Annotated in this window: 9 protein-coding genes; 8 read left to right on the forward strand and 1 reads right to left on the reverse strand. The window is 45.5% G+C overall.

Annotation, left to right across the window (positions count from 1 at the left end; genetic code table 11):
* The 6 genes from ACRD7A_RS08960 (at position 1) to ACRD7A_RS08985 (ending at position 9,849) form a co-directional block, all read left to right on the forward strand.
* Positions 1-654, forward strand: coding sequence for a DUF5683 domain-containing protein (locus ACRD7A_RS08960; protein WP_430810620.1), 654 nt, complete (start codon positions 1-3; stop codon positions 652-654).
* Between the two features lie 9 nt (positions 655-663).
* The gene (locus ACRD7A_RS08965) at positions 664-2,196 is read left to right on the forward strand and encodes a lytic transglycosylase domain-containing protein (RefSeq protein WP_430810619.1); all 1,533 of its coding nucleotides are present in this window, start codon (positions 664-666) and stop codon (positions 2,194-2,196) included.
* Between the two features lie 161 nt (positions 2,197-2,357).
* Positions 2,358-3,713 (forward strand): GDSL-type esterase/lipase family protein, encoded by a 1,356-nt coding sequence (locus ACRD7A_RS08970; protein WP_430810618.1) that lies wholly within the window; start codon positions 2,358-2,360, stop codon positions 3,711-3,713.
* Entirely contained in the window at positions 3,698-5,200 is a 1,503-nt protein-coding gene (locus ACRD7A_RS08975) for an MBOAT family O-acyltransferase (RefSeq protein WP_430810617.1), read from the forward strand. Before ACRD7A_RS08970 ends, ACRD7A_RS08975 begins: the two co-directional genes overlap by 16 nt.
* Positions 5,201-5,309: 109 nt before the next feature.
* Positions 5,310-9,098, forward strand: a complete 3,789-nt coding sequence (locus ACRD7A_RS08980) for a sensor histidine kinase (protein WP_430810616.1) — start codon at positions 5,310-5,312, stop codon at positions 9,096-9,098.
* A 46-nt stretch (positions 9,099-9,144) separates the two neighbouring features.
* The gene (locus tag ACRD7A_RS08985) at positions 9,145-9,849 is read left to right on the forward strand and encodes a zinc metallopeptidase (RefSeq protein WP_430810615.1); all 705 of its coding nucleotides are present in this window, start codon (positions 9,145-9,147) and stop codon (positions 9,847-9,849) included.
* A gap of 106 nt (positions 9,850-9,955) precedes the next feature.
* Here ACRD7A_RS08985 and ACRD7A_RS08990 read toward each other — a convergent pair whose 3' ends face one another.
* Positions 9,956-10,684 carry an RDD family protein gene (locus tag ACRD7A_RS08990; RefSeq protein WP_430810614.1) on the reverse strand — a complete coding sequence of 243 codons (729 nt, stop codon included), beginning with the start codon at positions 10,682-10,684 and terminating at the stop codon, positions 9,956-9,958.
* A gap of 110 nt (positions 10,685-10,794) precedes the next feature.
* Between ACRD7A_RS08990 and ACRD7A_RS08995 the strand changes: the two genes are divergently transcribed.
* Both ACRD7A_RS08995 and ACRD7A_RS09000 read left to right on the forward strand, forming a co-directional pair.
* Positions 10,795-11,760: a stage II sporulation protein M gene (locus ACRD7A_RS08995; protein WP_430810613.1), complete on the forward strand. Its 966-nt coding sequence runs from the start codon at positions 10,795-10,797 to the stop codon at positions 11,758-11,760.
* Positions 11,757-12,635, forward strand: coding sequence for a glycerophosphoryl diester phosphodiesterase membrane domain-containing protein (locus ACRD7A_RS09000; RefSeq protein ID WP_430810612.1), 879 nt, complete (start codon positions 11,757-11,759; stop codon positions 12,633-12,635). Before ACRD7A_RS08995 ends, ACRD7A_RS09000 begins: the two co-directional genes overlap by 4 nt.
* Positions 12,636-12,637 lie beyond the last annotated feature (2 nt).

Raw genomic sequence — 12,637 nt, forward strand, 5'->3', positions numbered from 1 at the left:
TTGACCACAAATACACATCATAAATGGCTGTGGTGTCTGCTGGCCTTGCTTAGCACATCCTTTTCGCTAAAGGCACAACTAAGCGACGCAATGATCACACAGGGCGATACGGTAGTGCAACAGGTGCCGCAGGTAGGGGCACCCGTCATAGAAAAAAAACACTCGCCCCATAAAGCCTCTTTTTACGCGGCCATATTACCCGGCCTGGGGCAGGCCTACAATAAAAAGTACTGGAAAATACCTATCCTGTATGCCGGCATTGGCGGTGTGGCCTACGCCATACACTTTAACTCAAAATATTATAAAAAATACAAAGCCGCCTACCGCGATTTTATCATACGTGACCCCGGTAACAAAAGCTATCTGGAGTTTATTCCAACAGGGCTGGAGGAGAAGGACATCTATGGTGAATACGAACAATGGTTTGAAGAGGCTTTAAACAGTAAGAAACAATACTACCGTCGCTATCGCGATTTAAGTTACATCGGCATGGTAGGTATTTATGTCATTCAGATTGTAGATGCCGCCGTAGATGCCCACTTCTATAACTTCGACGTGAGTGATGATTTAACAATGCAGGTAAAGCCCTCGATGATGGCACCGGCGCCCGGAGATTTTGCGGGCCTAGGTCTGCAATTGAAATTCAAATTTTAGGACTTGATTATGCAAAAGGTGAAGATGGCATTATTGGCCAGTATGATGATTGTTGGGGTGTTTGCAAAAGCACAGAGTGAAGTGGATTTAATCCTGGAAAAGGAAACGCCGCCTTATCTTGAAGCATGTTTAGACAGCCTCGTAAACCAGTGGTACATCAGCAAAGCTGACGATCGCTTATCGCAGGATACAACAGCAGAAACCCCACTCCCCAAGGTAAGCGACTCGCTTTATATTGCGCGCCTGGCCGCCATTAACTCTCCCATGCCTTACACCTACAATACCATTGTAAAAAGCCACATTGAGCTGTATACGGTGCGTCGTCGCGAACTGGTGCAAAACATGCTGGGACTATCGAAGTATTACTTTCCGATGATTGAGCAGGAGCTTGATGCCCGGCAGATGCCCATGGAGCTTAAATATCTGCCCATCATTGAGTCAGCGCTCAACCCCAAAGCCTACTCGCGTGCGGGTGCCTCGGGGCTATGGCAGTTTATGTATTACACGGGCAAACAATACGGCCTTACCATCAACTCTTACGTGGATGAGCGACGCGATCCCTATAAATCAACCGTGGCCGCCATTAACTTCCTCGATGATTTATATGCTATTTATAAAGACTGGTTTCTGGTGATCGCAGCCTACAACTGCGGCCCCGGCAACGTTAATAAAGCCATACGCCGATCGGGCGGACACCGTGATTTCTGGAAAATATACTACCACCTTCCGCGCGAAACACGGGGTTATGTGCCGGCCTTTATTGCCGCCACCTATACCTTTATGTATGCCAAAGAGCATCAACTGTATGCTAAACCCAACAGCCTGCCGATGGTGACCGATACCATTTCCGTCAGTCAGCCCCTCCATTTTAAGCAAGTGGCCGAAATGCTGGATGTGAACGTGGATTATATTAGAAGCCTTAACCCGCAATACCGCAAGGATCTGATACCTGCCGGCGATGATTATGCTCTGCGCCTGGCCCTGGCTGATGCCTCCAACTTTGCAGCACAGGAAGACTCCATCTATGCCCACAAGCGTAACACCTATTTTGTGGATGGCAAGAGCACGGTGAAACCCCAATACACGGCCTATACGCCGGACACACCCAAAAATAAAGCCACGGTGTACTACACTGTTAAATCGGGCGATGCCGTGGGCCTTATTGCCGACTGGTATGATGTACGCACCTCCGATCTGCGCTATTGGAATAACATACGCCGTAATATTATTCGCGTTGGACAACGACTGCGCGTGTATGTACCTAAAAACAAAACCGACTACTACGGTCGTATAAACAACATGACCTTTGCGCAAAAGCAAAACCTTAGCAGCAAAACGGTGACAGCCAATGCCCAGCCAAAGGTAAATGCACCTATGGATGCCGGCTTCGAATATTACACAGTGCGCTCAGGCGATAACCTGTGGTCCATTGCAAAGAGATACAGTGGCATCTCCAATAAAGACCTGATGCAGCTCAACGGCCTGTCTGAAAAATCCAAACTATGGGTAGGCCAAAAACTAAAAATCAGGCCTAAGTCCTGATATGATCATCAACACATCACAGGGGTGCGTATTATTCGAGGATAATATTCACCCCTGTTCTGTTTTTTAAAAGATATTTCCTATTTTAAAGCTTCTATTAAAATTCTATGAGCCAACAATTTCGCATTTTACTTTATGTACTTCTCATAATTGCGATCGCAATGGTTCTGCATCATTTTCTACCGTTTCCTATTAAACCGGATCAGTGGAGGCTACACAATCATGAAGAGGTGGCCATAAGCAACCTGGACAGCACAGAATCAGTACCCCGCATCCCACCCGACACGCTGCTTCAGCCCCCTGTCGAGCCGATCCGCGATACGGTCATTACCAGACATTTCCTGAGCTACACATCAACTTTCTGTCAGCAGCTAAATTACTTACACGCACGCTTGCAGGAAGCTGCCGCATATCACAGAAATATTCGTATCCTACACTACGGCGACTCACAAATTGAAGGAGACCGCATCACAGCCTACCTACGTGAGGCTTTTCAGCAACGTTTCGGCGGCAGCGGACCGGGTCTCACCACCGTTTATGATCCCCAACGCATCAACCCCTCGGTATGGCTTGACAGCGAGGGTGACTGGCGCATACACAGTGTTTATAACCGACGACGCTCCCTGCCTGATAATACCTACGGCCTGATGGGTCAAACGGCCTCCCTGTCAGCGAATTCACCGGGCTATTTTCGCCTGAATGCCTCACCTTGGGCCGAAGACCACGCCACTCGCTATCAAAAAGTACGTTTGTTTATTGCGCCCCACACCGATACCCTCTTCATAAAAGGACACATCAAAAAAGCACAAGTGATCAATGACTCATTGCCCCCCTCGATCAATCTGACCGAGATAAACTGGGAGTTTGAACAGGTGTCACCGGCCATTAGCTTTGAACTACGCAGCCATGATGATGTGCACATACTGGGCTGTGCGCTGGACAGCACCGCCGGTGTGTCGGTAGATAATATTGCCCTGCGCGGACAAAGCACGCCTCTGCTACACCGAACTGATGAACAGTTATATAAAGCCATGGCCGAACAACTCAATATCGGCATGCTGATCTTTCAGTTTGGTACCAATATAATCCCCACCATTGCTCCTAACTACCGCTTCTATCAGGTGCAGTTAGCCCGCCAGTTCGACCTCATCAAAAAATTCTTCCCCGATGTACCCGTGGTAGTGCTAGGTATTTCCGATGCCGCCCACCTACACGACGGACAGCTGCAAGCCTATGATCATCTCAACCGCATTAACGAAGCACAAAAGGCCATTGCCCTGAAATATGATTTTGCATTTTTTGATTTGTACGAAGCCATGGGAGGCGGCGGAGCTATCATTGAATGGTCGCAAAAATCACCACCGTGGGCGCTTAGCGACTATATCCACTTTTCGCGGCGAGGTGGCAAAGAAGCAGCGGGTTATCTCACAAAAGCCTTGTGGGCACAATTTAACGAAATGGAGAGCGCCGATAGCAGCGCGATAACATTAAAAAGGGAAGCATGGCAGAGTTACTAAAACAATTAACAGGACAGTCCGACTTATTTTTGTTTACGCACCTGGCTTTCTGGGTATTTTTCTCAGTGGTGCTGCTCTTCAACCTTATCCTGAAGGACAGGCGATCGCTACGCATCAGCTTTCTGCTGCTGGCCAGCCTTTTCTTTTATTACAAAACTGGCGGCTACTTTTTTAGTTTACTGCTGCTTTCTACTGTGCTTGATTTCAGCATTGGTCTGGCACTGGGAAAAACAGAGAGGACGCTAGCCCGTAAACTACTGGTGGCACTCAGCCTGCTCATTAACCTGTCGGTGCTAATCTATTTTAAATACACGCACTTCCTGGTCGATCTGGTGGCATCGTGGACCAACACCCCCTTAACGGCTCATGACTATCTGGCAGCCTTTGCCAACAAAGTACTGGGAACCTCCTTCTCAATTGCTGACATAACGCTCCCGGTGGGCATCTCGTTTTTTACTTTTCAAACCATCAGCTACACCATTGATGTTTACCGAAAAGAGGTGAAACCCCTGCGCAACATTATCGACTTTGGATTTTATGTATCTTTCTTCCCACAGCTAATAGCCGGCCCCATCGTTAGAGCTAAAACCTTTATCCCACAGATACACCGGCGACTGATACTATCCGAAAAATGGATATGGTGGGCCATCCTGCTCATTACAGGAGGCTTGTTTAAGAAGATGCTTATCTCGGATTTTATCTCCGTTAACTTTGTGGATCGCGTGTTTGAGCACCCCATTGCCTACTCTGGTTTTGAAGTACTTACGGCTGTTTACGCTTATGCCTTGCAAATCTATTGTGACTTCTCGGGCTATACCGATATTGCCCTGGGTATTGGCTTGTTATTGGGCTTTCGATTACCAAAAAACTTTAACCACCCCTACAAGGCAACTTCCATCAGCGATTTCTGGCGTCGCTGGCACATGAGTCTCTCGTCATGGCTTCGCGACTACCTTTACATTCCTTTGGGTGGCAGCCGCAAAGGCAAAATACGCATGTTCATCAACCTGATGCTTACCATGCTGATAGGGGGACTATGGCATGGGGCAGCCCTTAAATTTATAATATGGGGAGGTATGCACGGATTGGGGCTTATCATCAACCGCCTGTTGAATAATATCATCAGGGGTAAAAACAAACTGATTATGGGTATTGGGTGGTTGCTCACCTTTCATTTTGTTGTATTTACCTGGATAATATTCAGGGTTGACTCCATACGTAATGCCCAGATAATGCTTGATCGAATGATCCACTTCAAGAATTTTGGCCAGGTGAACGCTATCATCGGTTCCATGCCCTACATCTTCCTTTTGCTAATAACAGGGTTTATGATTCACTGGATGCCCGAAAAATTGCGCTTAGCCATTAAAATACGCTTTATCAAGAGTCCGTCATGGCTAAAAATAATATTGACAGCAACTACACTCTATATTATTTATGCCCTGCACCAAAGCACTCTGTTGCCATTTATCTATTTCCGTTTTTAACCGATTCCCTCGAACACTAACCAATTTAAAGTAAATATACCGGGGGCTATCAAAAGGAATTTGTTATGCTAAGGGTAAAACGGTATATTTAGCTAACAATAGAAGATACATGAAATACCGCCTATTAATACTCATACTTCTAATATGTCTCCTGCCCCATACAACTGTGGCACAACATTTCCATTTTAAGCAATATGCACTAGAGGAAGGCTTACCCCAATCGGAGGTAAACACCATGGCACAGGATCAATTTGGATATCTATGGCTGGGCACCAACGGAGGTGGGCTTTGCCGTTTCAATGGCAAAAATTTCGAAGTGTACACCAAAAAAGACGGACTCTTTGACAACCTGATACTGGGTATTTTTCACGATAAAAATTACAAGCTATGGATAGCCACCCCCAAGGGTATTCAATGTTATGACGGCTTGCGGTTCAATTCAGTATTAGCCTCTGATACCACCTGCTTTGTGGACAATGTAACATTTTGCGAAACACAGAATGGCACCATTTGGGGCATGGCACGCATGATTTCGGGAGAAAACCGCCTTTACAAAATTGAGAACAAGGTAGCCACCAACATGACGGAGGCGCTTAAAGAAAGCTTGCAAGGAAAAGGTTCTCTGCTTCGAATAGCTCCGCATGGAAGGAACGAATTACTGCTTTCTACTACTGAGCAATTGTTTGTGCTTAAGAAAGATCAGATAGTGGAATATGATAAAAGGCAAGTGGCACCCAACAAGAAAGGTCTTCGCCTCCCCCTTCTGCGTGATCGCAATAAAAATCTGTGGATCAGCTTTTTTGAAGATAATGGCACCAACTCGCTGATCATGCACACTGATGGCGAGGGCGACAACATTATACAATTGCCACAAAATATACGACAGGAAAGAATTATACGAGGCTATCAGGATCGGGAAGGCACCTACTGGTTTATCCTATACAACGCCGGGGTATTGAAATACAGCCCCAAAGAGGGCTGGCTCCATTTTAATAAAACCAACGGTCTGCCCATTAATACGGTGGGAAATATTTTGCAGGATGGTGAAGGCAACATATGGCTGGGCACACTGGGGGCCGGGCTCGTTCGCTACAGTGGTGACTTATTCGTGTCCCTCAGCCGCAATAATGGCCTTACTGACGATATTATTCGCGTTATCTATCAGGATAGCCGAGGCACCTATTACTTTGCCGATGGTGAAGGAGGGTTTTCGACCCTGAAAGAGGGCAATATAAAACGTTATCCGAAGCAGGAACTGGAGGACATGCGGGCGATACGTGCCTTTTATGAATTACCATCAGGCAAAATACTAATGGCCACCATTAATGGTTTGTGGGAGTTTAATGGCCATACGGTAAGCCCTGTCAACGAACGCTATGGCCTTGCGCATTCAGTGCCCATTAACGACATTGAGGTGCAGAAAGATACTTTTTTCTTTGCCTCATTTAACTACGGACTCATAAAAAGCCACCGAGGGCAGGCCATCTACTATGATAAGTCCAATGCCAATATGCAGGACAACAATATTTTAAGCCTTTTTGCTGATAGTAAACAGCGATTGTGGCTATCAACCGGTAGAGGTATTATACAATATAACAAAGGTGCCTTCACTCCCTTTCTTGAAGGAAAGGATATTCCGGCCGCCTATATCATACAGGCTGCAGAAGATAAAGCCGGCAATATATGGTTTGCCTCCTACACCGATGGACTTTTACGTTACGATGGTAGTCAGTGGCAGGTATTTGACACGAGCAAAGGGATGTCGGCCAATAATATTTACTCTGTGATAGCCGATGCTGAAGGAAATATCTTTGCCGGCGCTCAAAATGGAATTGATAAATTAAGCCTGTCATCGCGTGGCAAGCTAATCGACATCACTCACTACGACCGCTACGACGGCTTTATAGGCAGTGAAAACAATGGAGCTGCCAACTATCTGGATAAGAATGGACGCCTGTGGTTTGGCACCATCAAAGGTGCTATCCGTTACAATCCTATGGAGAAGCGTACCAACTTTTTGGCACCCCCCGTTTACATCCGCAATATCAAGTTGGCCTACACACAGGCCGACTGGTTGAGTGAAAACTATCAGGATAATTACAACGACCTCGTGCCCTGGTTTGGCATACCTGATCAACTGGAGCTTTCCAGCGCCAACAACACCATCTCCATTGGCTTTGATGCACTGTGTTACTCGGTGCCTGAAAAAATAAAATACCGCTGGCGCCTTGATCCCATCGAAGACGAGTGGGTTGAAGGCAATATAAACACTGTAACCTATCCCTCGCTTCCATCAGGCGACTACACCTTTCGGGTGATTGCTGCCAACAACAGTGGCATATGGAATGAGGAAGGTGCAAGCTTTCAGTTTAGTATACACCCAGAATGGTACCGCACTACCTCCTTCAGAGTATTGGTAATTATGCTAATCATTGGGCTTATCAGCAGTGTGGTAATCACCTGGCAACAACGCACCAAAGTGTTACGATTTGAATTAGAGACACTTATTGCCGCCAAAACAAAGGAAATAAACAAACAAAGAAAAGAGATACAAAACCAGAATGAACAGCTTAAGAACCAGCACCTGAAGATTGAGAAACAAGCGAAATCCATTAGTGATGCATTAAACGATTTGGAGCGCCTGACCGACATCGGTAAGATCCTTACCGCCAACTTATCGGCCGACAGCATCTTTAACCTCGTGTATAAAGCAGCAAGCGAAATGATGGATACCTATCTTTTTGGCATTGGGCTGTATGTGCAGGACACCAACACCCTGAATTTTAACAACGTAATACTGAACGGGGAGCGCATGCCATTCATTACTTTTCCACTGGATGATGTGGAGCGCTTATCTATTCACTGCCTCATAAAAAATAAGGAGATATACATCAATGATTTTGAGCACGAGTATAAAAACTACGTGCAGGAGATACGTCCGGTGCCTGGCGATATAAGCAGTCAGTCCATCATCTACATCCCACTGAAAGTCAGTGATGTGCCCTTTGGTGTAATCACCGTGCAGAGTGCCAGCAAAAAAGCCTACACAGCCTATCATCTCAACTTTTTGCGCAACATTAGCATATACACCAGTATTGCACTTGAAAATGCAAGGGCCTTCAGTAAGCTGGAAGAGCAACGCCTATCGCTGGAGGAGGTTAACAAAAATGCCTTTGAACAGAATCAGCTCATCCTGAAACAACAGGCCGATGTAGATCGGCTCAACAAGGAAAATGATCACCTCATCACCCTTTTCACCCAGGAGATGGAACGCCCCATCACTTCATCAGTCGGCCTCATTGGCAGCATCAAAAATGAAGATGACGTTGACGAGAAGGAAAAGGATGAGGCTCTGCAATATGTTTTTGATGCCTTGTGGCAAATGAAAGAAATGGTGAACCAGGTACGAGAGATCAAACGCCTTGAGAGTGGACCATTTGCCCTGAATAATACAACCTTCAATCTTTTGGCGCTCATGCGCGAAGTGGTGGCGCAACATACTGAACTTTTGGCAGAAAAAGAGATTGATATTGCCTGGCAGGCAGAGGATGAGCGCATCGTAAGCGATTACACACTACTGGAAAAAATTATTACGAACCTCTTGTCCAATGCTATCAAATTTTCGCCCATAAGCGCTACTATTACCTTAAGCCTTAAGCCTGAGACGGATCGTCTGATCATGAGCATTCGCGATGAGGGGCCTGGCATAGAGGAAGATGTACTCGCCAACTTATTTACCAAATACACAAAGGCGCAACATGGCTCCGGGCATCGAGCTCCCTCATCGGGTCTGGGGCTGTACATTGTAAAACGCTACCTGGATGCAATTGGCGGCTCTATAAGCTGCGACAGCACCCTTGGCCAAGGAACCACATTTAATGTTATACTGCCAAAGTAAAAATTGGCAGTGTTTTTGATAGGGTATTGGCCTAAACTTATTAACTATGTTTTCACCAGTTTTACTTTTAATTTTTGCGGTCTTTGCAGTCCTTAGCTTTGTGGTAAGCTCGCGACTGAAAAGCAAGTTCAAAGCGTATTCGCAGGTACCAATGAATTATGGTATGACCGGCAGGGAAGTGGCAGAGAAAATGCTACGACAGAATGGCTTAATGAACATTCAGATTAATTGTGTACAAGGGCAGTTAAGCGACCATTACAACCCTGGCAACCGGACGGTTAACCTTAGCCCCGATGTGTATAACGGACGCAGTGTGGCGGCGGCAGCCGTGGCGGCCCACGAAACAGGACACGCCATTCAGCATGCCAATAGTTATGCTTTTCTGGAGTTTAGATCGGCACTGGTTCCTTTACAAAATGTGAGTGCTAAAATTCTTAACTTCATGTTTATCGCGCTGTTTGTTGGTGCGATTGCCTTACCGGGTTTAATCAGCTATAATCTGGCACTGCAAATCATTATTGCCTGTTATGCCATCTTCACACTGTTTGCCTTTATAACGCTACCGGTGGAGATTGATGCAAGTCGACGCGCACTGGCTTGGCTCAATACAGCCGGTATTACTACACAAGATACACATGGCAAAGCCAAGGACGCGCTTAACTGGGCAGCCTACACCTACGTGGTGGCAGCCTTGTCATCGTTGGCAACACTAATGTATTATGTAATGCTATTTGTGGGTAACCGCGATTAAGGATAGGCATTCAGCGAACACAAACGAGTCAAAATAAAATATTCTTATCAACAGATAATGAATAGTAAATTTGACTCGTTTGTGTTACATAAAAACAAACCATCACTTAGCGATGGTAAAAATTATAATCTTTTAGGACAGTACGCAAAAAATCGCCGGCCGTTTGCGTTGGTTCCACATTCATCTTTCTGCTGACTACTTCCGTGGTTTTAACGACAAGTGGATCCGAAGCATCCCCATTTCGATTGGATCGAGCGCTTTCGACCCGATTCAGCACTTCCTTAATAGTAAGCACATCGCGCTCACTTAGCACAGCCACACTGGCATATTGCGGAATATAATCATCTTCCACTTCAACATAAGCCGTTGCCTGCAAGCCTACATTTGCTCCTACTTTAATTACGGTTGTTTTGGCCACAATATCGCCTATACGCTGCCCCTTGCCCCCGATAATAATTGTGAGCAAACCTACCAATGCCCCCCCTATGGGAAGATTAAAATCAACGATACGAAAAATCCAGCGCAGGAAACAATCAATAAAACGCAGCTCGCTCCCATCAATTTTAGTGGCTTTTATTTTCATCATCATCTTACCGAAACTTTGACCATTTAAAAAGGCTTCGCAAAGCAAATGATAGAACATCAGTGGCAGAAATAAGAGCGCAAGCCACCACGATTCAATACCCAATCCTACAATAAAAATAAGGATGATAGCCACCACGGCAAAGATTTGAATAAAGCCGTCGATGATATAGGCAAAAATACGATCGCCCACGCTGGCCAGCTGATACTCTATATTTACATTTTGCGTGGTTGAGATATTTAAATACTCCATAAATGCTCGAAGAATTGATTAGAATCCTGATGTAATCAGCCAAAAATAGCAAAATAAGTTTTTTATCTGCCGAAAAATTCATTTATTCGTAATGCTCATGCAGCTACCCCATGAAGGAGATTACGTTTATCAACCGCAACAAAACACGCTGGGAGACCTTTGAACAGCAACTGAGAAAACCCACACAAGTAAGGCCCGACAGCTTGGCTGATCAGTTTATTCAACTCACTGACGACCTTGCATACGCCCGTACCTTTTATCCGGGCAGTCACACACTGGCCTACCTGAATTCCTTGTCGCAAAAAACACATCAGGAGGTATATCGTAACAAAAGAGAGAAGGGTAGTCGCCTGCCCCGCTTTTTCAAAATCGAACTGCCGCTGGTATTGCACAGTGCCCGTCCCTATTTCCTTATTTCGCTACTTATTTTTATAGCTGCTTGGACTCTGGGTGTCGTCTCCGCACTTGACGATGCTGGCTTTGTAAGGGCCATACTGGGCGACAGCTATGTAAACATGACACTGGACAATATTGAGAGAGGCGATCCCATGGCTGTGTACGGACAAATGGGCGAATTACCCATGAGCTTTTACATCATTTTTAACAACGTAAATGTGTCATGGAACGTTTTTCTATACGGCTTTCTAACACCACTGGGGGCTGCCTATGGTCTGTTTCAGAATGGCGTTATGGTGGGTGCCTTCCAAGCCTTTTTCTACCAAAAAAATTTACTGGCCGTATCTACCTATGCAATCATGATACATGGCACGCTGGAGCTTTCGGCCATTGTTTTAGCGGGTGGCGCCGGCATTATGCTGGGCAGATACATGCTGTTTCCGGGTACTTATCCCCGCAAGGATGCCTTTATCTACGGCACCCTCAAGGGCGTGAAAGTAATGCTACCCGTTACCCTGCTATTCTTTACAGCGGGCATACTTGAAAGCTTCGTTACCCGCCATTACAACAGCATCAACCATTGGCTGAACATACTCATCATAGCAGCATCGCTGCTTATCATCATCGGATATTTTTTCGTATATCCCAGCATCGTTTATTCAAAATTTAAAAACAAATGACCCAACTCAAATTTGCACAACGACGAGATTTTAGTGGCGTAATTAATGCCGCCATGGAATTTTTTAAACAAGAAGGATTATTTTTCATCAAGGCCATGCTTACTTACACAGGCATACCTGTTATTGCCATGATAGCAAGTCTTGCCTACATGGTGCTGCAGTTTATCAACGGAGGTTTCGAAAGCATCACCAATTCACCCGACCCCATGGCCATCATCAACTTTTTCATTCCCCTATTCATTTTTCTGCTGCTGGCCATTGCGGTGCAAATTGTTATTGTGGGCGCCAGTTATGGTTATATGAAGGAGTATCACGAAAAGGGCGCGGGCAATTTTACTATTTCGGATGTGGGTCATCATATTACTCGTCGCTTCTTCCCTGTTATTGGCTATGGCATTGTCATCACCATACTGATGATGATCGGCTTTGCTTTTTTCATCCTACCGGGCATCTATCTTGCCATTACACTCAGTCTCATCTTTCCGGTTATGTTTATTGAGAATAAGGGCTTAGGTCAAAATCTGAGTCGCTGTTTCCAGCTGATTAAAAATAACTGGTGGATTACCTTTGCCATCCTATTAGTAGCCAGCCTTCTGGTCGGATTTGTCAGCAGTATTATCAGTGTTCCTCTTCAAATATATATGCAGCTAAAAATACCCACTCTAATTCAATCGGGCGATTGGGCGCAACTTAACGCTGCCTTTGTAATCACCTCCTATATTTTACTGCTTGTACTAAGCATCTATCTGAAGGCTTTTGTATATGTTGTAACCGGCATTCAGTATTTCAACCTCAGTGAAAAAGACAATGCATCCACACTACTGGATCGCATTAACGAGATTGGTACATCCGATGCAGAAGTAAAGCACGAATAAGA

Source organism: Carboxylicivirga longa, from assembly GCF_050589825.1.
Lineage (GTDB): Bacteria > Bacteroidota > Bacteroidia > Bacteroidales > Marinilabiliaceae > Carboxylicivirga > Carboxylicivirga longa.

What these genes read in the sequence shown, in the direction of transcription:
- ACRD7A_RS08965 (WP_430810619.1), top strand. Translation starts at nt 664, where the DNA reads ATGCAAAAGGTGAAGATGGCATTATTGGCCAGTATGATGATTGTTGGG.
- ACRD7A_RS08970 (WP_430810618.1), top strand. Translation starts at nt 2,358, where the DNA reads ATGGTTCTGCATCATTTTCTACCGTTTCCTATTAAACCGGATCAGTGG.
- ACRD7A_RS08975 (WP_430810617.1), top strand. Translation starts at nt 3,698, where the DNA reads ATGGCAGAGTTACTAAAACAATTAACAGGACAGTCCGACTTATTTTTG.
- ACRD7A_RS08980 (WP_430810616.1), top strand. Translation starts at nt 5,310, where the DNA reads ATGAAATACCGCCTATTAATACTCATACTTCTAATATGTCTCCTGCCC.
- ACRD7A_RS08985 (WP_430810615.1), top strand. Translation starts at nt 9,145, where the DNA reads ATGTTTTCACCAGTTTTACTTTTAATTTTTGCGGTCTTTGCAGTCCTT.
- ACRD7A_RS08990 (WP_430810614.1), bottom strand. Translation starts at nt 10,684, where the DNA reads ATGGAGTATTTAAATATCTCAACCACGCAAAATGTAAATATAGAGTAT.
- ACRD7A_RS08995 (WP_430810613.1), top strand. Translation starts at nt 10,795, where the DNA reads ATGAAGGAGATTACGTTTATCAACCGCAACAAAACACGCTGGGAGACC.
- ACRD7A_RS09000 (WP_430810612.1), top strand. Translation starts at nt 11,757, where the DNA reads ATGACCCAACTCAAATTTGCACAACGACGAGATTTTAGTGGCGTAATT.